Source organism: Marinobacter fonticola (assembly GCF_008122265.1).
GTDB classification, from domain to species: Bacteria; Pseudomonadota; Gammaproteobacteria; order Pseudomonadales; family Oleiphilaceae; genus Marinobacter_A; species Marinobacter_A fonticola.
Map to the genome: position 1 here is coordinate 2,988,617 of NZ_CP043042.1, position 24,122 is coordinate 3,012,738.

A 24,122-nucleotide genomic window follows, 5' to 3' on the forward strand; every position below is an offset into this window, starting at 1 on the left:
GCCGGTTGCGGCAATCCCCCATCTGCCGCACAATTCCCCGCCTCTTTATCGCTCGCTTTGGACTTCCAGACGTCTGGTTTTCCAGGCCTTAATTTTTCAGACTTCGATTTTTTCGGTCTTTTTGTTTTCGGACTTTGATTCTCCAGACATAAGGGAACTGCAGGATGTCTCTACTGCCTTACATTGGCGCCCTCATCGTCGGCCTGATTCTGCTCATCTGGAGCGCAGACCGCTTCGTCGAGGGCTCGGTCGCTATCGCCCGCGGCTTTGGTATGTCGCCCTTGCTGATAGGCCTCACCATTGTCGCCTTCGGCACGTCCGCCCCCGAAATGCTGGTCTCCGCCACTGCAGCCCTCACAGATGTCCCGGCCCTGGCCGTTGGCAACGCGCTGGGTTCGAACATCGCCAACATCGGACTGGTGCTCGGCATTACCACGCTTATTGCGCCGATCCCCCTGAAGCGCGCCGTTCTCTTCCGGGAGTTCCCCATCCTGCTGGCCGTAACGCTGCTGGTGCTTCCCTTATTACTGGATAACGAACTATCGCCCGTCGACGGCGTGATCTTCCTGGTGATGCTGGGCGTCTCGCTATTTCTGATGAGCCGCAATAACAACCCGGCCGATGCCCCAGAGTTTCTCGAAGAATTGGAGGAAATCCCCCCAATGGCCACCGGGCGGGCCATCTTCTGGTTTGTCATCGGCTTGGCGGCGCTCGTTTTGAGCTCGCGCATTCTCGTCTGGGGAGCCACCGAACTCGCGCTCTCCCTGGGAATCAGCGATCTAATCATCGGTCTGACTATCGTCGCCATTGGCACCAGTCTTCCGGAGCTGGCCGCTTCGGTCGCCAGCGCCTTAAAAGGACACCACGACGTAGCGCTCGGCAATATTGTCGGCTCCAACCTGTTCAATTTGCTTGCGGTGCTCGCGATGCCGGCGCTGCTTAACCCGGTACAGATCGAGAGCGAGGTCCTCTACCGGGACTATGGTGTCATGGGCGGCCTGACCTTGCTGCTGGCAGCATTCGCTTACGGCATGCAGAAAAAGGGAAAACTGGCCCGCTTTGAAGGTGGTATACTGCTGGCCGGATACATCGCATACACCATCGTGCTGTATCAGGCAGCGCGCTAGAGAGTTTTGCCGTAATTATGACGACCTCTTTTATCGATTCCGCCCGCGAAGCCATTGGCATCCAGCGAGAGGCCATTGACGCCCTTATCAATCGGATCGACGACACCTTTATAAAAGCCTGCGAAGTCATTATGTCCTGCTCCGGTCGCGTCGTCGTGACCGGCATGGGTAAGTCCGGCCATATCGGCAAGAAGATCGCTGCGACACTGGCCAGTACCGGCACACCGTCGTTTTTTGTCCATCCGGGCGAAGCTAGCCACGGCGACCTGGGCATGATTACCCGTCAGGATGTGGTTCTTGCCATCTCCAATTCCGGCAAGACCAGCGAAGTGCTGACCATCCTACCTCTACTCAAGCGCATGGGCGCACCGCTGATCAGCATGACCGGCGACCCGGAATCGGTGCTCGCCCGGGAAGCGGTGGTCAACCTGGACGTGAGCGTACCGCGGGAAGCCTGTCCGCTAAATCTGGCCCCCACCAGCAGTACCACCGCAACACTGGTTATGGGCGACGCTCTAGCGGTAGCCCTGCTGGCCGCACGCGGTTTTAGCGCCGAAGATTTTGCCTTCTCTCATCCAGGCGGCAGTCTGGGCCGCCGGCTGCTGCTGCGCGTTTCCGACATCATGCATACCGGCGACCGCATTCCGCGTGTGTCGGCGGACACGCTACTCAGTGGCGCACTGCTGGAAATTTCTCGAAAAGGGCTGGGGATGACCACTGTGGTCGACGACCACGACGCCCTGGTCGGCGTATTTACCGATGGCGATTTACGGCGCACGCTGGATCGAAATCTGGATGTTCACGTCACACCGATTCACGATGTCATGACCGTTAAAGGGCGTAGCATCTATGACGATCAGCTCGCAGCCGAGGCCCTCAAGCTCATGGACGAGGTGAAAATCAATGCCCTGCCGGTACTAAGCCGCGACGGACGCTTGGTCGGCGCCATCAACATGCATGACCTGCTTCGCGCCGGCGTGATATGAACGTCAACCCGCTCGAACGAAGACCCAACGAAACGCCGTGAAGGACCCTCGCATGGAACGACCGCTGCCCGATGATCTGATTACCAAAGCCGCCAGTATTCGCTTACTGGCACTGGATGTGGACGGCATCATGACCGATGGGCGGCTGTACTTTACGGCCCAAGGCGACGAGCTGAAAGCTTTTAACATTCTCGACGGACACGGCATCAAACAGCTTCGCCGCAGCGGGATCGAAGTGGCCGTCATCACCGGTCGCAGCTCGCCGCTAACCGCACGCCGAGCCCGCGACCTGGGCATCCAGCACGTCTATCAAGGCCGGGAAGATAAAGAGGCTGCCCTCCGCGAACTTCTATCCGAGCTGAATATTTCCAACGAGGCAGCCGCCTACATGGGCGATGACCTTCCCGACTTGGGCGCCATCATGCTTGCCGGCTTGGGCATTTCGGTTCCCAATGGCCACTGGTATGTTCGCGAACAGGCGGATTACTGCACTGAAGCCGCAGGCGGAGAAGGCGCCGTGCGCGAGATTTGCGACCTGATTCTGCAGGCCCAGAACAAGCTGGCCGACCTGCACCTGACTTACCATTCCGGCGGCGCTACCGACGGAGCGTGACACCATGCTGAATCGACTCAACCGGCTTCGTTTGCGGCACCTGGGCATTGCCATATTGTCGGCCGTGCTCATTGGCCTGCTATGGCAGAGTGACGAGAAACGAGGCATTGACCCGGCCGCTGACCTGCGTGGCCCGCAGGAACCCGACAGTTTTGTCGTGAACGGCGAATACCGGTCCTTCGCGGAGACGGGGCAGCTCTCGGCTGTCATCAGCAGCCCGCGCGTCGAGCAATTCGACGAACAGAGCCTCGCAGACATGGAAGCCCCCCGGGCCCGACTGATCGACGTCAACACCGGTTTACCCTGGACGCTCCGGGCCAACGAAGGCCGCTACCAACTGGATAGTGACATCGTCAGGCTCTCCGGCGATGTTGTCATTACCCGCACGCTGCCTTCCGGAAGTCAGGGCGAACTGAAAACGCCCCACCTGACGCTGGATAACGACAAGCGCATTGTGCACACTGACGCCCCGGTGGTGCTGACGGATCCCCATGGCGTAACCCGGGCGACGGGCATGCAGGCCTGGATCGACGAACGCATTATGGAACTTAAATCACAGGTGGAAGGACAGTATGAGGCGCCCTCAAACCGGTAACACCCACAAGCTCTCCGGCCTTATCGGCATCGCTTTGATGGCGCTGGCCGGCCAGGCTGCGGGCTTCGACCTGGACTCCAACAGCCCAATAAAGGTTACGGCGGACAACGCTCGCCTGGATGAATCCAAGGGGACCGCAATCTACACCGGCGATGTCATCGTGAGTCAGGACGCCACCGAACTGACAGCCCAGAAGGTTGTCCTCTACCGCAACAAAGGCGTGCTCGATCGGATCGAAGCCTTTGGCGAACCGGCACACTATAGCCAGGCACGTCAGGGTGAAACGCCGAAAACCGACGCCGAAGCCCTCACCATCATCTACGCCGCTGGCGACAGCCGCATTACCTTCGAAAAGCAGGCGATAATCCGTCAAGAGGGCAACGTTTTTAAAGGGGATCACATCGAGTACAACACGGCCAGCCGCGTCGTCGTCGCCGACGGCGGGCGCAGTCCGGATAACCCGGACGGTCGGGTAGAAATGCTGATACAACCGCGCCAGTCCAACGAAAACCAGGGCGAGACCAACTAATGGCGATCCTGTGCGCAAGCAACCTGGCTAAAAGCTATAAACAGGTCAATGTGGTCAAGGACGTCTCCCTGGAGATTCGTAGCGGGGAAATCGTCGGCCTGCTCGGCCCCAACGGCGCCGGCAAGACCACCTGCTTCTACATGATCGTCGGCCTCGTGCCGGCGGACCGGGGCCGGGTCACCATCGACGACAAGGATATTACCCCGCTACCGATGCATGGGCGCGCCCGGGCCGGCATTGGCTACCTGCCCCAGGAAGCCTCGGTTTTTCGCAAGCTAAGCGTGCGCGACAACATTATGGCGATACTGGAGACGCGCAAGGGGCTGTCCCGTGCCGACCGGGAAAGCCGACTCGAAAACCTGCTGGAAGAATTCCACATCACTCATATTCGCGACAGCATGGGCATGTCACTCTCCGGCGGCGAAAGACGGCGAGTGGAAATTGCCCGCGCGCTGGCTATGGAACCCGCCTTTATCCTGTTGGATGAACCTTTTGCCGGCGTGGATCCGATATCGGTCAGCGATATCAAGCAGATCATCCGTCACCTCCGGGACAAAGGTATTGGCGTGCTGATTACAGATCATAACGTGCGAGAGACCCTGGATATCTGCGAAAATGCCTATATCGTCAGTGGAGGCCACATCATCGCCTCCGGACATGCCGACGACATACTGGCAAATCAGCAGGTCAAGGAAGTTTATTTAGGCAACGAATTTCGCCTGTAACAAGAATCGGCGTGAGATGAGTTCAACTGATGCCAAACGCAGTACAGAAAGCAATACAGAAGAGCAAAAGCACTCACAGAACCACAGCCCGGCATCTTGTCTGATGCTTCCATCTTGTCTGATGCTTCAAAGGGGCTGGCTGTCGCATATTTCTGCGAAAACGCTAAACTCGAAACATGGCCGTCCGAGTATGGGCTCAAACATCGGCGGCCAGAACGTTGTCATCTGCACACCCATGGCAGTAAACTTCGGCAAAGAAATTGCTTGTAGAACTAAGTCGCCACTTTCTAAGTCCGGGATCAATGCCCTATAACTCCGGGCGCGACGTGGTTCGGCAAAAAATTAACGCCGAGAGCATTAGGGTGACGGGATAAATCAATGGTAATGAAAGCTTCGCTCCAGCTTAAGCTGGGTCAGCAGCTCACCATGACACCGCAGTTGCAGCAGGCCATACGCCTTCTGCAACTGTCGACGCTGGATCTTCAGCAAGAGATCCAACAAGCGCTGGACTCCAACCCGATGCTGGAAACCTCCGAGGAGGAGGAAGGCTCGGACACGTCCGCCGAGAACGAAAACAGCAGCAACGAGGCTGAATCCAAAGAGCAGAATGATTCAGACTCCCAGCAGGAAGACAATAGCTGGGATGAACCGAGCGAAGAGCCGGATTGGTCTGCCGACAACCAGCAGGACATCCCCGACGATCTCCCGGTCGATACAGCCTGGGACGACATCTACCAATCCGCACCTACCTCAGCCTCCCGCGGCGACGACGAAGACGACAGCGACTTTGAGTCTCGCAACTCACCGACAGAAACCCTCCAGGATCACCTGCTCTGGCAACTCAACCTGACGCCCATGAGCGACCGCGACCGCGCCATTGCACACGCGCTGCTGGATTCGGTGGATACCCGCGGCTACCTCATCACGAGCGTCGAGGATATCCACGCGGGATTGGAGGACGAAGCCGACGAGGACCCTCTGGAACTGGACGAAGTCGAGGCGGTCCTGCGCCGGCTCCAGCATTTCGATCCGCCGGGGGTTTTTGCCCGCGATCTGCAGGAATGTTTACTGATTCAGCTTAACCAGTTGCCGCATGACACGCCCTGGCTACCGCAGGCGCGCCTGGTCATCAGTCACTACATCAACCTGCTGGGCAACCGTGATTACGCTCAACTCCTACGCCGCAGCCGCCTCACCGAAGAACAACTCAAGGCCGTACTCGCGCTGATCCAGACACTGAATCCGCGTCCGGGCGACTCCATGGAGCAAGGCGAACCCGACTATGTGGTGCCGGATGTGGTGGTGAGCAAATCGAAAGGCCGGTGGCGCGTCGAACTGAACCCGGAAATCGCCCCTCGGATCCGGGTGAACGCCGGTTACGCCGCGCTGATCCGGCGGGCGGACAGTAGCGCCGACAACACCTATTTGCGCGATCAGTTGCAGGAGGCCAAGTGGTTTATCAAGAGCCTACAAAGCCGTAACGAAACCCTGCTTAAAGTCGCCACCCGTATTGTCGAACATCAGCAAGGCTTTCTCGATCATGGCGAGGAGTCGATGAAGCCTCTCATTCTGTCCGATATCGCCCAGGCGGTCGGCATGCATGAGTCGACCATCTCGCGGGTCACCACCCAGAAGTACATGCATACGCCCCGCGGCATTTTCGAGCTGAAGTATTTCTTCTCCAGCCACGTCAGCACGAACGAAGGCGGGGAGTGTTCGTCCACGGCAATCCGTGCCATGATCAAGAAACTGGTGGCGGCGGAAACGCCAAAGAAGCCGCTTAGCGATAGCAAAATCGCCGCCCTACTTGGCGATCAGGGTATCAACGTCGCCCGGCGAACAGTTGCCAAATATCGCGAAGCCATGCATATACCGCCGTCCAACGAACGTAAACGATTGGTATAACGCAAATACGGATACAGCGTAAGACCGTTATGAGGGACAGCCGCCCTCAAGTCCGGGCGGCCAGACATAATTTCAGGCGTCCGCCGCACGCGACGGGCTCAACATCGGGCGCGCTCTTAAGCGCCCGTGCATGTCGACAAGTAGGAGAAGCCTATGCAACTCAATATGTCAGGTCACCATGTCGAATTAACCCCTCCCCTGAAAGAGTATGTGTCTGAAAAATTTCAAAAACTTGAACGTCATTTCGACCATATCAGCAACTGTCAGGTGACCCTGTCCGTGGTAAAACTCCGCCATACCGCTGAAGCCACGCTGCATGTCGTCGGCGGGGAGGTTCACGCAAAGGCTCAGAACGAAGACATGTATGCGGCGATCGATTCGCTCGTGGACAAACTTGATCGGCAGATCCTGAAGCACAAGGAGAAGACGGTCGACCGAATGCACGGCGCAGCCAGTCGCTAGCCGCTTCATTAAGCGTCAATCGTTATCCGTTTCATATTAGGAAAGCATTCCATCCATGACGGAAACACCTTTAACCATACAGTCCATCCTGGTTCCCGAGCTCACCCTTAGCGGTGTGCCGGGAACCAGCAAGAAGCGAATCCTGGAATTGATCGCCGAGCATATTGCTCGGCGCTATCCAGAGCTTGAGGAAGCCCAGATTTTCAACAATCTGGTCTCCCGCGAGCGCCTGGGCAGCACAGGCATTGGCCAGGGTATCGCCATTCCTCACTGTCGCCTCGAAAACTGCAACCACGTCATTGGTGCGCTTCTGACCCTGGAAGAAGGCGTTGCCTTCGATGCCATCGACAACCAGCCGGTTGATTTACTCTTCGTGCTGATCGTGCCAAAGGAGGCAACCAGCGAACATCTTGAGTTGCTCAGCCAGTTGGCCGAGAAATTCAATGAACGCACTTTCTGCGAGCGCCTGCGTCGATGCGAGGATGCGACCCAGCTTTACGAGGCCATGACGCAGTCGCAGTAGCTGAGTATTCGCACGGGCCATAGCACCAATCCAGACAGGGCATCCCAAGTTAAGGCATAGCATGAAACTGATCATCGTCAGCGGTCGTTCAGGCTCGGGGAAGAGTACGGCCCTCCACGTTCTGGAAGACCTGGGCTTCTATTGCATCGACAACCTACCCATTGGATTGTTGTTCCCACTGACAGAAGAAGCCAGCCAGGCTTCACCGCGCAGGCTCCGCAACATTGCCGTCAGTATCGATGCGCGCAACCTGGCGGGCGAAATCGCCAACTTCGAAGCGATCCACGAACGCCTGGAAGCCACCCAGCTGAAGGTCGAGATTATCTTTCTCGACGCTACCGATCAGTCGCTACTCCAGCGTTTTCACGCCACCCGGCGTAAGCACCCGCTGAGTGACGATCGCACTTCATTGCGCGAAGCCATCGCCGGCGAGAAACGTCTACTAGAACCCCTGGCTCGTCTCGCGGACCTTTACATCGACACCTCCGAGCTCTCGATGTATGAGCTACGGGACATGGTCAAACAGAGGATCGTAGGCCGGCGGGAGCAAGAGTTGGCACTGCTGTTCCAGTCATTCGGCTTCAAACATGGCGTGCCGGTGGACTCGGATTATGTCTTCGACGTGCGCTGCCTGCCCAACCCCTATTGGGATCCCAGCCTGCGCAAGTTTACCGGTGTCGATACCGAGGTTAAGGACTTTCTCGAGCAGCAACCGGCAACGCAACATATGCTGGATGACATAAAACGCTTCCTGGAAGCCTGGCTACCCGCTTTCCGCGAAAGCAACCGTAGCTATATGACCATTTCCATCGGCTGCACCGGGGGACAGCACCGCTCGGTCTACATGTGCGACCAGCTCGGCGCCTACTTTGAAAGCCAGTACAGCAACGTCCAGGTCCGTCACACCGAATTACCCCACTTGACGGCCCAACCCGCTCAGGACACCCCATGATCCGCGAGCCCATCACCATCATAAACAAGCTCGGCCTTCATGCCCGAGCCGCTGCCAAGTTGGTCAGCACGGCGTCGGCGTTCAAAAGCAAGGTATTGATTGGAAAGGACAGCCGAGAAGTGGATGGTAAGAGCATCATGGCGGTCATGATGCTGGCCGCCAGTTGCGGCACCGAGATCGAGCTGGTGATTGATGGCGCTGACGAATGCCAGGCCCGAGACGCGCTCGTCGATCTGATTAACGACTACTTCGGCGAAGGCGGATAACGGCGACATCGGTGGAATTCACCTATACTGATCTCTCACGTCTGCAACGTAAGTCCGCTATAATACATCATTTTCTGAAGCGGCAACCTCCCGGGAGTGACTAACTAACTCTCAGTCTTAAGCCGCCTTTATGGTCAACTCGACCCGATTTCGTGGGTGATTCATGTCCGACGCACTCGAAAACAGCCAGGCCCGGCAGCGCCTCCGTACGCTCGGTGAAGCGCTGGACAGTGGTGCCCTGCAACAGGTCGCCCGCATTCTCAATGGCGGCCTGAGCCCGAGTGACATTGCCCACCTGCTGGAATCCTCCCCGCCGCGCCAACGGGCTTTGCTCTGGAATCTGGTGGATAAAAGCCTGGAGGGGGAAGTCCTCCAGTACCTGAGCGACGATATTCGTAGCTACTTCCTGAGTAAGCTCAACGCTCAAGAACTGGCGTCTATTATCGAAGACTTCGAATCGGATGACCTTGCCGACCTGCTGCAGCAGCTACCGGATACGGTTATCCAGGAAGTCCTCGACACCATGGACGATCAGGATCGCCAGCGTGTGGAGGAAGTCCTGGCCTACCCGGAGGACACCGCCGGTGGCTTGATGAATACGGACACCATCACGGTGCGTCCGGATCTCAGCATCGATGTCGTCCTGCGTTATCTGCGCCGCCACCGGTCGCTGCCGCCTATGACCGACAGCCTCATTGTGGTCAACCGGCGCGACGAATACATCGGCGTTATGCCTATCACCAAGATGCTGGTTTCCAGCCCCAGCGCCACGGTGCGCGAGGTCATGGACACCGATATCGAGCCGATTCCCGTTACCATGGCCGACACCCAGGTCGCGACCCTGTTCGAGCGCTATGACCTGATTTCCGCCCCGGTCGTCAGCGAGAACGGCAGATTGCTCGGCCGTATCACGATCGACGACGTGGTTGACGTTATCCGCGAAGACGCGGACCACTCCCTGATGAGCATGGCCGGTCTCGACGAAGATGAGGATACCTTCGCGCCGGTAATGAAAACCACCAAGCGTCGCGCCGTCTGGCTGGGCATCAACCTGATCACCGCCTTTATCGCCTCTTCGGTGATCGGACTTTTCGAGGGAACCATCTCCAAAGTCGTCGCCCTGGCCGTGTTAATGCCCATTGTCGCCAGCATGGGCGGGATTGCCGGTAGCCAGACTTTGACACTGGTCATCCGCGGTATGGCCGTCGGCCAGATCAGCGCCGCCAATGTCTCCTGGCTTCTAAACCGCGAGCTCCTGACCGGCGTCCTCAACGGCATTCTATGGGCACTGGTGGTTTCTGTGGCTGCCACAATCTGGTTTGGCGACCCTATGATCGGACTGATCATCGCCGCTGCATTGGTCATCAATCTGATCGCCGCGGCCCTGGCAGGCACGTTGCTGCCCCTGTTCCTGAAATCCCGTAACATCGACCCGGCGCTGGCCGGCGGCGTTATCCTTACCACCGTCACCGATGTGATAGGCTTTCTAGCCTTCCTGGGACTGGCGACACTGATTTACGGCTGATTTTCACCTGACTGATGCCGGCGAGCTCTCCAGATTACAGATAGTTGATCGAAAAAGAGAATGGCAATGACGACCGAAGAAGACGATTTCCAGGGCGACGAAGACTACAAGAGTAAATCCCAACTCAAGCGCGAAATGCATGCGCTACAAGACCTCGGCAAACGTCTGATCGAGCTTCGCCCCGATCAGGTCGCGCCCCTCCCCATCAGCGACAGGCTACGGGCAGCCATCGACGAATCACGCCGCATCACCCAGCGCGAGGCGCGCCGTCGCCACCTGCAATACATTGGGAAAGCGATTCGCCAGGAGGAGCAGCTCGACGAACTAATCCGCGCGATTGAAGCCTATGACAGCGGCAGCGCCGAGCACACCCGCCGCCAGCATCTGGCTGAGCGCTGGCGCGATCGTTTGATCGCCGAGGGCGATGCGCTCGTGGGCGAGTTTATCGACTACTGTCCGTCCGCCGATATTCAGCACCTGCGCAACCTGACACGCAATGCCCGCCGCGACGCACAGAAAGAAAAGAATACCGGCCAGGCGAAGAAACTCTTCCGCTACCTGCGCGAGTGCGTCGACGAACAGGAAAATCCGAGCTGAATCGGTTTAGAGGCGCTTAAGCCTTTGGTTGCAAGCGCCGATGCAGCCACACCGGCATACGGTCACGGGTTGTTTCCAGGCGTTCCGGACTCAACTCGTCCAAGGTTAGCGTCATGCCTTCACTGACTTGCGCTGTCATGGTTCCCCACGGGTCGACAATCATCGAGTGGCCATACGTGCGGCGTTTCGAATCATGCTCGCCGCCCTGCCCGGCAGCCACCATCCAGAACTGATTCTCGATAGCACGCGCCCGTACGAGCGGATGCCAGTGGGCCGCTCCCGTCTGGTAGGTAAAGGCACTGGGCAACGTCACCCATTCGGCCCCCTTCTCCCGCAGCAGTCGAAATAGCTCCGGGAAGCGCAGATCGTAGCAAATCGCGAGCCCCAGGCATCCGAAAGGAGTGTCCACCGTCACCACGTCCTCGCCGGGCTCGAAGGTTTCCGACTCGCGATAGCGCCCTTGGGCATCTTCAACGTGCGCATCGAACAGGTGGATCTTATCGTAACGCGCTACCTGCTTCCCTTCATCGTTGAAAACAAGGCAACTGGCGCGAACCCGGTCGCTCAGCTCAGTGCCGTCCGGCCGGGCGGCGATGGGCAGGGACCCGCCAATAATCCACAATCCTAAACGACGCGCCTGCTCCGCCAGGAACGAACGGATCGGGCCTTCGGGGGTCCGCTCATCCTGGCCTCGCTCCAACATTTGGCGTGTGCTAAGTACTGCGAAATTCTCCGGCAATACAGCAGCCACCGCCCCTTTCTCACTCGCCGCTTCGAGAAGCTCGCGAGCATCAGCCAGATTTTGGTCAAGATCGTGACCGCTCACCATTTGCAATACAGCTACACTACGGTTCGTCATCGCACGCTCTCCTGATGAACCATACAGTCGTCTGGAATGTGTTTTCTATTTATGGCTTTTATTCGATACTATTTATGGCTTTTTTCCAATAAAAGCATCAACTCCAACAGCGGATTTCGGCTTAATCCCCCGTATCAAAGACATTACGCAGATCCACATCCGGCTTATCCCACGTGCCCTGAACCAAGTACGTGGCGCTGGTCAATCTACTCAAAGGATCGCCCAAAACTTTATCCAGTACAAACAGGGCGCCCCCAATCGGCGGGGCGACCCCCATCAGAATGGCCGCCAGCGGTAGATTTTGGGTCAGTGGCAGTACCACCACCAGGCGCATATCGAGGGTCTCCTCCACCAGGCTGGTGGAGCCGGTTAATTTGAACGCCCCCGAAGGCCCCACGATCTGGAGTTCCGGCTCCCAGGTCAGGGTACCTGAGTTCAATTGCGCCGTGCCTGAAATAGCATCGAAAGCCACACCCGCCTCGTAGAGATCTGAAAAATCCAGCTTCAACCGCCGCAGGAGCGTGTCCGAATTCAAAATGCCGAAGATGCGAAAAATCTGGGCAGTATTGTTGCTCTCGAGGATTACGCCATCGTCCAGGCGAAAGCCCAGCGTGCCTTCAACGGTTTCAAGCGAACCATTGCTGGGAGGACCATCCCAGCCGAGGTCTACTTCGATTGCGCTCTTTTCGTTACGCAACGGGACGCTCCCGTCAATCCACGGGCTGATATCCGCCAGACTTCCACCAGCGAGCGTACCGTCGATCTGAGTTTGCTCAGTGCCATTGCGTGCTGACCAGACCACATCGCCATCGAATACGAGGCTACCCACCTTACCTTTTAATTGCTGAATTTCGAGTGCATCGGCGGCAGGACGAAACAGAAACGACCAGGCACCGTAGTCTCGGCCATTAAGGCGAAGAGCATCGATAATCACATCCACGTCCGGCCAGCCCGCTATGCCGTTCTCTTCGAAAGGCACCGCTGCTTGTAATGACTCACTCCCGGGCGTCCCTTTTTCTTCGCTTACCAGAATCACTTTACTGAGGTCGACCACGATAGGCTGATCACCGGCGGGTAAAAACAGCTCACCCCCAACATCCTCGCCATCCAGTGAAACGCGCCAACCGTTGGCGTCGGGTATGGCCAGCACGACGGTTTCGTTGAACTGCTGGCCAGCGGCCCGCGCCGACCCAATGCTGAGCGCCACCCGCTTTAACCAATCCGGCGCCTCCAGACCCGGTCCGCCCTGTCCCGAACTTGGCGCAAGGTCAAACTGCGAGAGCCCGTTTTTCCACTGCGCGAGATCCAAGTGTTCCACACGCCCCGTTACTTCCAATCCGGGGGCGCCCGAGAGCGATGTTGACGCCACGCCCAGCTCGACACGGCCACGCTGGAACGCACCACCCGCCCAACGCAGGCGATAGGCTAAGCGATCGCTCCAGTGGCCGGAGAGCAACATGCCATCGTTCTCACCCCAACTCATCACCAGTTCCATCGGTACCGCAGCGCCCACCGGTTTGCCAAAGGGCGCTGGCCATTCCAAAGAAACATTGGCCAGTGACGAAGAAACGGCCAGTGACGATGCGCCGCTGGAAGAGAGGTCCAACCGTGCGGAATATGTGGCGCGCCCATCGATCCCGGGCGGTAAAGACATTTCGAACTGCTCGGCCACATCCGCAACGGCTATGCGCCCGGTCTGGGTGATACGTAGCGGCGCACCGGTATCGGGCCGCGACAGCGCCAGCTCGACAGGATTGCCTAGAAACCGCGCGGTCAGCGGATCGCCGGAAAATCCCGAGTCACTGCTGTAGTGGAGGGTGCCTGCAACGTTTTGCCAGACCGCCTGGGTGTCGCTATAGGCAAACTGGGCGTCCTCGGTTTTTACCGCGACGTCGGCCTTGGTTTGAATGTCGTCGCTCAGTGCCAGCTCAAGACCCAGATCGAGATGAAAGTCGCCCTCAAGATGCAGATCGCTCGCAGCCTCTCCGACAAGCTCGCCCAAAGGCGACGACTCAAGCCAATGACCAACATCCTCGCCGTTAAAAGGCGCAGCGGTTTCGATAGCGACCGTAGTCGGCGAGACATCGCCATCAACCTTGACCGAGGACGGCTCAAGCTGCAGTCCACCCGTTTCACCCGAGGCAATTTGAATCTCGGCGACTTTATTATGCACCTCAACGCTGCCCGAGATTCCGGTTATCACCGGCCACGCCTCGTCATACTTCAGCCTTGCATCTTCGAATCGATAACGCATGCTGACGCTGAAGCTCCCCTTTGGGGCGCCCTCGTTGATCTGGCCATGACCGTAAAACCAACCTTCCGGAACGCTCGCCTCTTCAACCGCGGTCGTTATCCAATCGTAGAACTCCCGATCGACTTCCTTGACCGGAATGAACTCAGCCAGCATTGGCGCGCTGGCATTCCAGCTTCCGACCCGCAACGAGAGTGTATCTTCGCCGGGATCGTTGAGCACCAGCTCGAAAGCGCCTTCCATTCGCGTATCGCCGCGATACCGTATATCGATCCAGTCGGACCAGACGCGCTTACGGCTCCCCTCTATCAGCCAGTTAACCTGGGTGCTGAGCCGTTCCATTTGCCAGTAGTCGGCAAAGAGTTCGGGGAAGCCGAGGGTCACGGAAACGGTATCCACATGGACCCGGCCTGCGGACTCCGTCATGTTGACGGTCCCTTTCAACCCACTGGCGCCGGGCGCGCCGTCGTAGGCCGCCACCGAAACGCCGTCCAGCTCTGCCGCGAGCGCGAAGGCGCCATCGCCGGACGTCCGCAGCACAACGTTCTGTAGTTGGCCACCAGGCTGGTAGCCGGCCAAGGCCCTACGCTGCGTTTCTCCCAGCGGCACCATGGCCAATACCATGGGGGTCACGCTCCCGAGCGGGATCGAGTCCGAGCGAAGCTCCCATTCACTGTCCCGGACAATACTAAGGTCGATAGGCTCGACCGAGTCACCGCCCCACTGCCACGAGAGATCCTTTACGTCGATACGCCAGCCTCCATCGGACGCGTGACGCCACCCCACGTGAGCCTGCACCGATTCGACGGGTGCTTGGCTTTGGCCTTGAGCACGAAGCTGAAGATGCGGGATAGAAACCTTGGCGTTGACGGACTGGAGCTCGCCCCCCCGGAAGTCCAGCCAGGCCTGCCCATCGGCTTCGAAACCGACGATAGCCCGTTCCTGCCAGTCATAACGAGCCATTAGAGCGTCGAACAGTCGGCCGGAATCGATATCCAGGTAGAGTTTGCCGTCAAAATCCCCGCGGAAGAAGTGCTCGCCTTTCAGGTAAAAGCGCGCCAGCTGGATCGCCGAACCCGGCTGCATCGCGCGGCCGGAAGCGCTGAAGACTCCGCGTTCGTAAAGCAGGTCGACCTGAGGAATAAAAAAGGTTCGCAGCTCTTCTTCCGGGACCTTGAGTCCCAGTCGAAGCTGGTTCAGCTGTACAGAGGGATCGGAAAGAATGCCGCCGAGCTTATCGATCCACGCTCTCGGGCCGCCCGCCGTTTTCTCCGCGGACGTTTCATCACTGAGCACAGAGGAATGGGCCAGAGGAACACCCTGGATTGCCATGGCACCGGACGGGGTCTGCTCCAGTGTTAGATCCAGCCCGCTGGCGATAAAATCGCTAAACACCAGACGCTGTCTTAATAGCGACGTCAACGCATCCAGCCTGATCCGTATGCTGTCGATGCGGGCGGCTGGCTCGTTTGATGGCGCCACCTCCTCCACCTCGATACCGGCGATCAGGATGACGGGATCGAACCCCCGCCAGCGACCTTCCAGACCATCAATGTGTACCGGTTGGCCCAGCCGCTGTGACAGTTCGGCTTCAAGTTCCTGGCGGTAGTCGCCAACGGCAGAGACCAGCTGGCGGCCGATGACGACGTACAACGCGACGACGATCAGCAGTGCGAGAACCAAACCCCAAATAAGATTGGCACTGCGCTCAATCCAGCGCAGTGCCCTCGATTTCTCTACCTCGTCCTGACTACTTGTCGCTTCCATGCCGGTAATCGCCGCCTAACCCAAGGCGCAACGCGCCAGAGCCCATATCGTCAAACCCGTTTGAAGGGTACCCGCCATGAACAAGCGTCCGATCTCAGAGCAGGACCACATCATACTGTTCCTGGCTGTAAAAAGGTTCGACCTGAAAGCGGATGCTCTTGCCAATGAACGTCTCCAGGTCCGCAACATTGTCGGATTCTTCGTCCAGTAAGCGATCCACCACTTTCTGGGCCGCCATCACCAAGTAGCTTTCCGCCTCGTAAGCCCGGTTTACCCGCATGATCTCCCGGAACACCTCATAGCAGACAGTTTCAGGCGTCTTGAGAAAACCTCTGCCGTCGCAGATCGGACACGACTCGCACAACACCTGGCCCAGGCTTTCGGTCGTGCGCTTGCGGGTCATTTCCACCAGGCCCAGCTCGGAAACACCGGTAATCTTCGTTTTGGCGTGATCCCGCTCAAGCATTTTTTCCAGCATGCGGTGCACTTGCCGCTGGTGTTCAGGATCTTCCATATCGATAAAGTCGATAATAATGATCCCGCCCAGATTGCGCAGGCGCAATTGCCGGCTGATGGAGCGCGCAGCCTCGAGATTGGTCTTGAAGATGGTTTCCTCAAGGTTGCGATGTCCGACGAAGGCTCCGGTATTGATATCGATGGTGGTCATCGCCTCGGTCTGGTCAATGATCACATAACCACCGGACTTAAGCTGTACCTTGCGACTCAACGCCTTCTGGATTTCGTCTTCAACGCTGTACAGGTCGAAGATGGGACGCTCGCCGGGATAGTACTCCACTTTATCGGAAAACTCGGTGACGAATTCGTCGACGAACTCCATGACCCGCTGATAGCTTTCCCGGCTGTCGATGCGCACCTTCTCCGTTTGCGGCCGAATCAGATCACGAATGGTGCGGATAAACAACGGCAGGTCCTGATAGACGACGGCGGGGACCTTGCCGGACGTATTGCGCTCCACAACAGATTGATTCAGGCGATGGAGGTACTTCATGTCGCCCAGCAGATCCTCGGCAGAGGCGCCTTCGGCGGCCGTGCGGATGATGTACCCGCCGCCACTCGCGCCCAACGCTTCGGCACCCTGTTCCACCAGCGCCTTCAAACGGGCGCGCTCGGCTTCGTCTTCGATACGCTGGGAGATCCCGATGTGCGGCACCTCGGGCATGAAGACCAGATAGCGCGACGGAATCGACAACTGCGTCGTCAGCCGTGCCCCCTTGGTGCCAATCGGATCCTTGGTCACCTGAACCACCAGTGACTGACCCTCTCGCAACAGGGACCGGATATCCGGAACGGTTCTTTGCGTATCCGACGCGGATTCGTCGCCGTTACCGGCCACCATGACATCGGAGGCGTGGATAAAAGCGGCCCGTTCGAGTCCAATATCGACAAAAGCGGCCTCCATGCCGGGCAACACGCGCACCACCTTACCCTTATAGATGTTGCCGACAATGCCTTTGCGGCTGGTGCGCTCGATATAGGTTTCCTGCAACATGCCGTTTTCAACAAGCGCTACGCGAGTCTCGACCGGCGTCACGTTGATCAGGATTTCCTCACTCATAAGGGTGTCTCCGCCGATGACAGCCAGAAGTTCCACACCGGCTGACCTGCTTCCTCGAACAATTCCGCTGTTTCCTGCAACGGCAGACCCACCACGGCACTATAGCTTCCCCACAGGCCGTCCACGAATACCGCGCCCCGGCCTTGAATGCCGTAACCGCCTGCCTTGTCGGCCGGCTCGCCGGTTTGCCAGTAGGCTGCAATTTCCCCATCGGTGATCTTCCTGAACCGCACTTCGGTGACAGCCAGGCGCGCATAGCAGCCGTATTCTCCCGCCAACGCCACCGCCGTCATCACCTTGTGCGTGCGCCCGGAAAGGAGTGCCAGCATCTCTGCCGCTTCCGCTTCACTGGCGGGCTTACCCATAATGCGATCGTCGCAGACCACCGTGGTGTCCGAGCCAATCACCAAACTATCGGAATCGTCAGCCCCGGCCAGTCCGGCTTCGGCTTTTTGACGAGCGAGGCGCTCGACATAGTGATCCGGCCGTTCGCCGGGAAGCGGCGTTTCATCGATATCCACCGGCGCTACCGAAAATGGAAGCCCAATCTGTTCGAGCAGTTCCCGGCGCCGGGGGGAGGCAGAGGCAAGTACAACGGGACGCATGGTCCTGGGGTGTCGAATCATAGTCAGGCCAGTTTCAGGTTGAGACGATCGAGGATCGCGCAGACAAACGGCCAAACAACGGCGCTGGTGACCGCGGGCAAGAGATAAGTAAACCCGGGATTGTCGGCACCCAGCACCTGGTTTACGAAATGCACGATCATCTGATTAATGCCGAGCAACAAGAAGACCATCAAGCACTGTTGCGGCAGGGGAAACATGCGTAGCCGTTGGTGCGTTGTCAGCACCAGAAAGGCCACCAGCGCCATGGCGAAGGCATTGATGCCCAGCGTGCCGGCCTCCAGCACGTCCAGCAGCAAACCCAACACCCAAGCCACCAGCACGCCGAAGCGATGAGGCGAGCGGAAGGTCCAGTAGAAGACCATCAGACCCAGCCATTCAGGACGCAGAATCAGCCAGTTTACGGGAAACAGGGAGATACTCAGCACCAGGGCGACAATGACGCTGACCACAAACACCGGGTAGCTAATCACCGACAGACTCATGAACGTTCTCCCTCACCACGATCCGGCGTGCTATCGGTCTCGGCCGGCGCGCACTCCGGTGGCGGCGTTTCGCCGTCGGCAACGGGCGCGCAATTCGGTTCGGCGCTACGAATCTGAGGCTGAAACACCACTAGCACCAAGTCGCTACGGTTGAGCGCTGCGGCGGGTTGGGCCTGAATTTCGGCGAACGATTCGCCGGGCTCGCTATGAACACGGGTGACCTGGGCCACGGGATAGCCCTTGGGAAAGCGTCCACCCAGTCCGGAACTCACCAACATATCGCCCTCTCTGACGTCCGCCGTATCCGGCACATGCATCAACTCAAGGGAATTCACGCTGCCCGTGCCCAATAGGATGGCGCGCACGCCGCTGCGCAGCACCTCCACCGGCACGGCGTGGCTACTGTCGGAAACGAGCAGCACGCGGGAGGTAAAACGATTGGTCTGGATCACTTGGCCCATCAGGCCGTTGGCATCCAGGATCGCCTGACCTTCGGCGACCCCATCGCGGGAGCCGCGATTAACAATGACTTCGTGAGAAAACGGGTCCGGCGAAACGCCGATAATATCCGCCACCACAACCGTTTCATCTAACTGCGCCGACGCATCCTTGAGGTTACGCAACTCGATGTTATCGGCGGCAAGGGACGCGTATTTGATGGAGCGACGCTCAAGGATGAGCAGGCGCGCCCGAAGTGACTCGTTTTCCTCCAAAAGCTCATCGCGACTGGCGAACACGTCGTCACTCCACTCGCCAAGGCTCGCCGGCACATGCCCCAGCCAGATGACTGGCGTCAACGCCGAGCCGAGCCAACTGCGTAACTCGTCAACCCGGTGAAAACGGGAATCCAGCACCACAAGCACAAGAGAGAGCACCACCACCAACAACAGCCGGAAGCCCGGGATGGGTCCCTGAACAAAAAGTGTCTTGATAGCCCAATTCTCCCCACCTAGGAACCTCTGATTTCTAATTAAGGCTATTGCGCTTTAGGCTTAATCAGAGGTTCCTTAAACGACAACCGCCGCTGCGACGAATCGCCAGCGGCGGCCTTGTGCAGTGAATAGTTCACTGCGATCCAATTCAATAGCGAAAGCCGGATCAGCCTTCGTGTGAAAACATGCCAATGCCGCCCCGGTCGATCACTTCAAGCGCCTTGCCACCGCCGCGAGCTACACAGGTTAGTGGATCTTCGGCGACAATCACCGGCAGGCCGGTTTCCTCGCTCAGCAGTTTGTCCAGGCCGCGCAACAAGGCGCCGCCGCCGGTCAGGACGATACCACGCTCGGCAATATCGGACGCCAATTCCGGCGGTGACTGCTCCAACGCACTCTTTACGGTCTGAACGATCTGCGCCAGAGACTCCTGAAGGGCTTCCAGGATTTCTTCGCTATTCAGGGTGAACGCCCGCGGTACACCTTCAGCCAGGTTACGGCCACGTACGTCTATTTCGCGAACCTCGACGCCTTCGTAAGCGCAACCAATCTCGTGCTTGATACGCTCGGCAGTGGAGTCACCGATCAAGCTGCCATAGTTACGGCGAACGTAAGTCACGATGGCCTCGTCAAACTTGTCGCCGCCCACGCGAACCGACTCGGCATAGACGATGCCATTGAGGGAAATGATCGCGATTTCCGTCGTGCCGCCGCCGATGTCGACGATCATGGAACCGCTGGCTTCTTCCACCGGCAGGCCGGCGCCAATCGCTGCGGCCATCGGCTCTTCGATCAGGAACACTTCACGCGCCCCGGCGCCCATGGCTGATTCGCGAATGGCCTTGCGTTCAACCTGGGTGGACTTGCTCGGCACACAGACCAGCACCCGGGGGCTCGGCGTAATAAAGCTGTTTTCGTGCACCTTGTGGATGAAGTGCTGCAGCATCTTCTCGGTCACCACGAAATCCGCGATAACGCCGTCTTTCAGCGGACGGATAGCCGTGATATTGCCCGGGGTACGGCCCAGCATGCGTTTGGCTTCGCCGCCAACCGCAGCCACCATCTTCTGGGCACCGTTGGTACGAATGGCCACAACCGACGGCTCATTCAGCACAATACCGCGGTCGCGAACATAGATGAGGGTGTTGGCCGTCCCCAGGTCGATAGATAAATCACTGGAAAAAAGACCACGAATTTTCTTGATGAGCATTAGCGTATTTTCAACCTGAGAAAAGCTATGGAACCTCTGATTAAGTCTATTGGCAATTCTGGCCCTCAAGGCTTGCAGAATCGCCAATAGACTTAATCAGAGGTTCCTTTGCAAAATGAATGCGGCAACTTTAGCAGTGGGCCGGTACTCAGGCAAGGCTCATACGGGCCGGAGGCGGCGTCATATCTGACGAAACGAGAGGGTCGTCAAGGTTAGAATCTGCGCCAGGCGGCCTCCCGCAGGCGGCACAATCTGTTACCATATTGCGCCATTAAGAACCGTTAGTGGAGACGTTACGTGGCCATATCCCGCGAGGACATCGAAAAAGTCGCCCTGCTCGCTCGCATTCGGCTTGACGACAGCCAGGTCGCATCCCTGGAAAATGACCTGGGCAATATTCTGAATCTCGTCGATCAGCTTCAGGCGGCGGATACCTCATCCGTCGAACCGCTTGCCCATCCACTCGATGCCACTCAGCGCTTGCGTGCGGACGAGGTGACCGAGAGCAATCAACGCGAGGCCTTCCAGCGCATCGCTCCGGCGACCGAAGACGGCCTGTACCTGGTGCCGCGCGTTATCGAGTGACGCCCCAGCCGCCGAACGACGACTTCATATTGTTACGGATATCCTTTATATGCACGACAAGACAGTAGCCGAACTGGCCCGTGATCTGGAGCAGGGCAAGGTTTCCAGCGTCGAACTGACCCAGCACTTCCTGGATCGGATTAAACAGGAAGATACTCGCTACAACAGTTTTATTACGGTCACCGAAGACGAAGCCCTACGCGATGCGAAGGCTGCGGACGAGCGGCGTGCCAGCGGCGATGCGACGCCCTGGACCGGCATTCCTTTCGCTCACAAAGATATCTTCTGCACGAATGGCGTACGCACCACCTGCGGTTCGCGCATGCTCGAAAACTTCGTTCCGCCCTACGACGCCACCGTCACCGCCCGGTTTCGCAGTGCAGGCGCAGTGTGTCTGGGCAAGACCAACATGGACGAGTTCGCCATGGGCTCGTCGACCGAGAGCAGTTACTTCGGCGCCACTAAAAACCCCTGGGGCGACAACCACGTGCCCGGCGGCTCATCCGGCGGATCGGCGGCTGCCGTCGCCGCACGTCTAATACCGGCAGCTACGGCAACGGATACCGGCGGCTCTATCCGTCAGCCGGCGGCCCTGTGCGGCGTGTCCGGACTCAAGCCGACTTATGGACGCGTCTCCCGCTACGGGATGATCGCCTTTGCCTCAAGCTTGGACCAGGGCGGCACCATGGCAAGGACCGCCGAAGACAACGCCATGATGCTCAACGTCATGGCGGGCTTCGACCCCAAGGACTCTACTTGCATCGACAAGCCGGTCCCCGACTACACCGCCACGCTCAACGAGCCGCTCAAGGGGCTGAAGATCGGCCTGCCAAAGGAATACTTTACCGATCAGCTCGATAGCCAAATGGCTCAACAGGTCCGCACGGCGGTTAGCGAGTACGAGAAGCTGGGCGCGACGGTTAAGGATATCTCCTTGCCCAACACCCATCTGGCGATCGCGGCCTACTACGTTATCGCGCCGGCGGAGGCATCCGCCAACCTGTCCCGTTTCGATGGCGTACGCTACGGCTACCGCTGCGAAGATCCGAAAGATTTGCTCGATCTCTATACCCGTACACGGGCAGAGGGCTTCGGCGAAGAAGTTAAGCGCCGGATACTCATCGGCAGCTACGCGCTTTCCGCCGGCTACTACGACGCCTATTACCTGAAAGCCCAGAAAGTCCGGCGGCTGATCCAGCAGGATTTCATCAAGGCCTTCGAAGACGTGGATGTCATTATGGGCCCATCTTCACCATCGCCAGCCTTCACCCTCGGCTCGAAGACCGACGATCCGGTGAAGATGTACCTGGAAGACATCTACACTATCGCCATCAACCTGGCCGGGGTTCCCGCCATGTCCATTCCCGCCGGCCAAATCAACGGCCTGCCCGTGGGCCTGCAACTGATTGGCAACTATTTCGACGAAGCCCGCCTGCTTAATGCTGCGCACCAGTACCAGCAGGTTACCGACTGGCACACTCAGGCGCCCGCGGGCTGAAGCAGGAGAACGACAGACATGCAATGGGAAGTTGTGATTGGGCTGGAAATACACGTTCAGCTCGCAACCAAAACCAAGATCTTCTCGGGCACCAGCACCGCTTACGGTGCCGACGCAAACACGCAGGCCAGCGCTGTCGACCTGGCCATGCCAGGCACTCTGCCGGTCGCCAACGAGCAGGCGTTTCGTTTTGCCACCATGTTCGGCCTGGCGATCGACGCGGACATCGGCCGCCGCTCGGTGTTCGAGCGCAAGAACTACTTCTATCCGGACCTGCCCAAGGGCTATCAGACCACCCAGTTGGCCGAGCCCATCGTCGGTGCGGGTCATGTGGACATCCAACTTGAAGATGGCACCGAGAAGCGCGTGCGCATCCACCATGCCCACCTGGAAGAAGATGCGGGCAAATCCCTGCACGAGGGCTACCACGGCGTGACGGGCATTGATCTGAACCGTGCCGGGACACCGCTGATCGAGATCGTCACCGAACCGGACATGCGCAGCGCCGAGGAAGCCGTTGCTTTCGCCCGCCAGCTTCACGGCCTGGTGACGTCGCTGGGGATCTGTGACGGCGATATGTCGCAGGGCTCCCTGCGCTTCGACGTCAATATTTCCGTGCGGCCGGAGGGGGAGGAAAAGCTCGGCACCCGTACCGAGACCAAGAACCTGAACTCGTTCCGCTTTATGGAAGCAGCGATTCATCAAGAGGTGGAGCGCCAGATCGATGTACTCACGGATGGCGGCACCATCGTTCAGGAGACGCGACTTTATAACGGCGACCGCAATGAAAGTCGCTCCATGCGCACCAAAGAGGAAGCAAACGACTACCGCTACTTCCCGTGCCCTGACTTATTGCCGGTCGTGATCGATGACGATTTCATCGAACAGGTTCGCCTAACCATGCCGGAACTGCCGGATGCCAAGAAGGCACGTTTCCTGGCCGACTACACCCTCACCGAATACGACGCAGGCCTGCTCAGCGCCAACGCCCGCACGGCCGAGTATTTCGAAGCCACAGCCAAGACGGGTGGCGATGCGAAACTGGCTGCCAACTGGATCCTGGGTGAGCTGAGCGCCCGGCTCAATGCCGAAGATCTGAGCATCACCGACTCGCCGGTGTCTGCAGATCGCCTGGGCGCGCTGATCCAGCGTATTGCCGACAACACGTTGTCGTCGTCCGGCGCCAAGAAGGTTTTCGATCTGCTCTGGAACAACGACGAAGCCGACGTGGATAGCATCATCACCCGAGAAGGCCTTAAACAGGTCTCCGATACCGGGGAACTGGAAAAGCTGGTGGATAACGTTCTTGCCGACATGCCGGAGCAGATCGCCCAATATCGGGACGCCGACGAGAAGAAGCGGAAGAAGCTCATGGGTGGCTTTATGGGGCCGCTGATGAAAGCGTCGAAGGGCCAGGGTAACCCGAAGGTTCTGACGGACATTCTGAAGAAGAAGCTGGACGCTTAAATCTGCTAATAGCCCGCCCGATCAAGGGTGTCGAATGTAGCTGATGGGGTGGCCCCTCCCATCA

23 protein-coding genes are annotated in these 24,122 nt (G+C 58.4%); 16 read left to right on the forward strand and 7 right to left on the reverse strand.

The window, feature by feature from the left end:
• The first annotated feature begins 164 nt into the window (after positions 1-164).
• From FXO11_RS13295 to yjgA, 13 genes are all read left to right on the forward strand, one after another.
• On the forward strand, positions 165-1,127 hold the full coding sequence (locus FXO11_RS13295) for a calcium/sodium antiporter (protein WP_148863421.1): 963 nt from the start codon (positions 165-167) through the stop codon (positions 1,125-1,127).
• A gap of 17 nt (positions 1,128-1,144) precedes the next feature.
• Positions 1,145-2,113, forward strand: coding sequence for a KpsF/GutQ family sugar-phosphate isomerase (locus FXO11_RS13300; protein ID WP_148863422.1), 969 nt, complete (start codon positions 1,145-1,147; stop codon positions 2,111-2,113).
• Between the two features lie 52 nt (positions 2,114-2,165).
• Positions 2,166-2,726, forward strand: a complete 561-nt coding sequence (gene kdsC / locus FXO11_RS13305; protein WP_148863423.1) for a 3-deoxy-manno-octulosonate-8-phosphatase KdsC — start codon at positions 2,166-2,168, stop codon at positions 2,724-2,726.
• A gap of 4 nt (positions 2,727-2,730) precedes the next feature.
• Entirely contained in the window at positions 2,731-3,321 is a 591-nt protein-coding gene (gene lptC, locus FXO11_RS13310; RefSeq protein ID WP_148863424.1) for an LPS export ABC transporter periplasmic protein LptC, read from the forward strand.
• Complete coding sequence (gene lptA / locus FXO11_RS13315; RefSeq protein ID WP_148863425.1) at positions 3,299-3,850, forward strand: lipopolysaccharide transport periplasmic protein LptA; 552 nt, start codon at positions 3,299-3,301, stop codon at positions 3,848-3,850. Before lptC ends, lptA begins: the two co-directional genes overlap by 23 nt.
• Positions 3,850-4,575, forward strand: coding sequence for an LPS export ABC transporter ATP-binding protein (gene lptB / locus FXO11_RS13320; RefSeq protein WP_148863426.1), 726 nt, complete (start codon positions 3,850-3,852; stop codon positions 4,573-4,575). The genes lptA and lptB overlap by 1 nt, the downstream gene beginning before the upstream one ends.
• 384 nt (positions 4,576-4,959) lie before the next feature.
• Positions 4,960-6,480, forward strand: coding sequence for an RNA polymerase factor sigma-54 (locus FXO11_RS13325; RefSeq protein WP_148863427.1), 1,521 nt, complete (start codon positions 4,960-4,962; stop codon positions 6,478-6,480).
• 153 nt (positions 6,481-6,633) lie between these two features.
• Entirely contained in the window at positions 6,634-6,942 is a 309-nt protein-coding gene (gene hpf, locus FXO11_RS13330) for a ribosome hibernation-promoting factor, HPF/YfiA family (protein ID WP_148863428.1), read from the forward strand.
• A gap of 55 nt (positions 6,943-6,997) precedes the next feature.
• A complete protein-coding gene (gene ptsN / locus FXO11_RS13335) occupies positions 6,998-7,465 on the forward strand; it encodes a PTS IIA-like nitrogen regulatory protein PtsN (protein ID WP_148863429.1) in 468 nt (155 codons plus the stop codon).
• 61 nt (positions 7,466-7,526) lie between these two features.
• The gene (gene rapZ / locus FXO11_RS13340; RefSeq protein ID WP_148863430.1) at positions 7,527-8,417 is read left to right on the forward strand and encodes an RNase adapter RapZ; all 891 of its coding nucleotides are present in this window, start codon (positions 7,527-7,529) and stop codon (positions 8,415-8,417) included.
• Positions 8,414-8,683, forward strand: coding sequence for an HPr family phosphocarrier protein (locus FXO11_RS13345; protein WP_148863431.1), 270 nt, complete (start codon positions 8,414-8,416; stop codon positions 8,681-8,683). Before rapZ ends, FXO11_RS13345 begins: the two co-directional genes overlap by 4 nt.
• A 163-nt stretch (positions 8,684-8,846) precedes the next feature.
• On the forward strand, positions 8,847-10,208 hold the full coding sequence (gene mgtE, locus FXO11_RS13350; RefSeq protein WP_148863432.1) for a magnesium transporter: 1,362 nt from the start codon (positions 8,847-8,849) through the stop codon (positions 10,206-10,208).
• Positions 10,209-10,274: 66 nt separating this feature from the next.
• A complete protein-coding gene (gene yjgA / locus FXO11_RS13355; RefSeq protein ID WP_148863433.1) occupies positions 10,275-10,805 on the forward strand; it encodes a ribosome biogenesis factor YjgA in 531 nt (176 codons plus the stop codon).
• Positions 10,806-10,821: 16 nt separating this feature from the next.
• Here yjgA and FXO11_RS13360 read toward each other — a convergent pair whose 3' ends face one another.
• The 7 genes from FXO11_RS13360 to FXO11_RS13390 form a co-directional block, all read right to left on the reverse strand.
• Positions 10,822-11,664, reverse strand: coding sequence for a carbon-nitrogen hydrolase family protein (locus FXO11_RS13360; RefSeq protein ID WP_148863434.1), 843 nt, complete (start codon positions 11,662-11,664; stop codon positions 10,822-10,824).
• Between the two features lie 121 nt (positions 11,665-11,785).
• The gene (locus FXO11_RS13365; protein ID WP_148863435.1) at positions 11,786-15,682 is read right to left on the reverse strand and encodes a YhdP family protein; all 3,897 of its coding nucleotides are present in this window, start codon (positions 15,680-15,682) and stop codon (positions 11,786-11,788) included.
• A 94-nt stretch (positions 15,683-15,776) separates the two neighbouring features.
• Complete coding sequence (gene rng, locus FXO11_RS13370; RefSeq protein WP_148863436.1) at positions 15,777-17,258, reverse strand: ribonuclease G; 1,482 nt, start codon at positions 17,256-17,258, stop codon at positions 15,777-15,779.
• A complete protein-coding gene (locus tag FXO11_RS13375; protein ID WP_148863437.1) occupies positions 17,255-17,863 on the reverse strand; it encodes a Maf family protein in 609 nt (202 codons plus the stop codon). Before FXO11_RS13375 ends, rng begins: the two co-directional genes overlap by 4 nt.
• Positions 17,864-17,886: 23 nt before the next feature.
• Positions 17,887-18,366 carry a rod shape-determining protein MreD gene (mreD, locus tag FXO11_RS13380; protein WP_148863438.1) on the reverse strand — a complete coding sequence of 160 codons (480 nt, stop codon included), beginning with the start codon at positions 18,364-18,366 and terminating at the stop codon, positions 17,887-17,889.
• Entirely contained in the window at positions 18,363-19,247 is an 885-nt protein-coding gene (mreC, locus tag FXO11_RS13385; protein WP_319945909.1) for a rod shape-determining protein MreC, read from the reverse strand. Before mreC ends, mreD begins: the two co-directional genes overlap by 4 nt.
• Before the next feature lie 217 nt (positions 19,248-19,464).
• Positions 19,465-20,508, reverse strand: coding sequence for a rod shape-determining protein (locus FXO11_RS13390; protein WP_148863440.1), 1,044 nt, complete (start codon positions 20,506-20,508; stop codon positions 19,465-19,467).
• 297 nt (positions 20,509-20,805) lie between these two features.
• Between FXO11_RS13390 and gatC the strand changes: the two genes are divergently transcribed.
• From gatC to gatB, 3 genes are read left to right on the forward strand one after another with little or no spacing between them, the layout of a single operon-like run.
• Entirely contained in the window at positions 20,806-21,093 is a 288-nt protein-coding gene (gene gatC, locus FXO11_RS13395) for an Asp-tRNA(Asn)/Glu-tRNA(Gln) amidotransferase subunit GatC (RefSeq protein ID WP_148863441.1), read from the forward strand.
• 49 nt (positions 21,094-21,142) lie between these two features.
• Positions 21,143-22,591 carry an Asp-tRNA(Asn)/Glu-tRNA(Gln) amidotransferase subunit GatA gene (gatA, locus tag FXO11_RS13400; protein WP_148863442.1) on the forward strand — a complete coding sequence of 483 codons (1,449 nt, stop codon included), beginning with the start codon at positions 21,143-21,145 and terminating at the stop codon, positions 22,589-22,591.
• Between the two features lie 18 nt (positions 22,592-22,609).
• The gene (gene gatB, locus FXO11_RS13405; protein ID WP_148863443.1) at positions 22,610-24,058 is read left to right on the forward strand and encodes an Asp-tRNA(Asn)/Glu-tRNA(Gln) amidotransferase subunit GatB; all 1,449 of its coding nucleotides are present in this window, start codon (positions 22,610-22,612) and stop codon (positions 24,056-24,058) included.
• Positions 24,059-24,122 lie beyond the last annotated feature (64 nt).

Excerpts from the sequence above, each read along its gene's own strand:
- FXO11_RS13390 (WP_148863440.1), bottom strand. The coding sequence starts at position 20,508 with ATGCTCATCAAGAAAATTCGTGGTCTTTTTTCCAGTGATTTATCTATC.
- rng (WP_148863436.1), bottom strand. The coding sequence starts at position 17,258 with ATGAGTGAGGAAATCCTGATCAACGTGACGCCGGTCGAGACTCGCGTA.
- lptC (WP_148863424.1), top strand. The coding sequence starts at position 2,731 with ATGCTGAATCGACTCAACCGGCTTCGTTTGCGGCACCTGGGCATTGCC.
- hpf (WP_148863428.1), top strand. The coding sequence starts at position 6,634 with ATGCAACTCAATATGTCAGGTCACCATGTCGAATTAACCCCTCCCCTG.
- rapZ (WP_148863430.1), top strand. The coding sequence starts at position 7,527 with ATGAAACTGATCATCGTCAGCGGTCGTTCAGGCTCGGGGAAGAGTACG.
- mreD (WP_148863438.1), bottom strand. The coding sequence starts at position 18,366 with ATGAGTCTGTCGGTGATTAGCTACCCGGTGTTTGTGGTCAGCGTCATT.
- FXO11_RS13345 (WP_148863431.1), top strand. The coding sequence starts at position 8,414 with ATGATCCGCGAGCCCATCACCATCATAAACAAGCTCGGCCTTCATGCC.
- kdsC (WP_148863423.1), top strand. The coding sequence starts at position 2,166 with ATGGAACGACCGCTGCCCGATGATCTGATTACCAAAGCCGCCAGTATT.
- ptsN (WP_148863429.1), top strand. The coding sequence starts at position 6,998 with ATGACGGAAACACCTTTAACCATACAGTCCATCCTGGTTCCCGAGCTC.
- FXO11_RS13360 (WP_148863434.1), bottom strand. The coding sequence starts at position 11,664 with ATGACGAACCGTAGTGTAGCTGTATTGCAAATGGTGAGCGGTCACGAT.
- yjgA (WP_148863433.1), top strand. The coding sequence starts at position 10,275 with ATGACGACCGAAGAAGACGATTTCCAGGGCGACGAAGACTACAAGAGT.
- gatA (WP_148863442.1), top strand. The coding sequence starts at position 21,143 with ATGCACGACAAGACAGTAGCCGAACTGGCCCGTGATCTGGAGCAGGGC.
- FXO11_RS13365 (WP_148863435.1), bottom strand. The coding sequence starts at position 15,682 with ATGGAAGCGACAAGTAGTCAGGACGAGGTAGAGAAATCGAGGGCACTG.
- gatB (WP_148863443.1), top strand. The coding sequence starts at position 22,610 with ATGCAATGGGAAGTTGTGATTGGGCTGGAAATACACGTTCAGCTCGCA.
- FXO11_RS13295 (WP_148863421.1), top strand. The coding sequence starts at position 165 with ATGTCTCTACTGCCTTACATTGGCGCCCTCATCGTCGGCCTGATTCTG.
- mgtE (WP_148863432.1), top strand. The coding sequence starts at position 8,847 with ATGTCCGACGCACTCGAAAACAGCCAGGCCCGGCAGCGCCTCCGTACG.
- FXO11_RS13300 (WP_148863422.1), top strand. The coding sequence starts at position 1,145 with ATGACGACCTCTTTTATCGATTCCGCCCGCGAAGCCATTGGCATCCAG.
- lptB (WP_148863426.1), top strand. The coding sequence starts at position 3,850 with ATGGCGATCCTGTGCGCAAGCAACCTGGCTAAAAGCTATAAACAGGTC.
- lptA (WP_148863425.1), top strand. The coding sequence starts at position 3,299 with ATGAGGCGCCCTCAAACCGGTAACACCCACAAGCTCTCCGGCCTTATC.
- FXO11_RS13375 (WP_148863437.1), bottom strand. The coding sequence starts at position 17,863 with ATGCGTCCCGTTGTACTTGCCTCTGCCTCCCCCCGGCGCCGGGAACTG.
- FXO11_RS13325 (WP_148863427.1), top strand. The coding sequence starts at position 4,960 with ATGAAAGCTTCGCTCCAGCTTAAGCTGGGTCAGCAGCTCACCATGACA.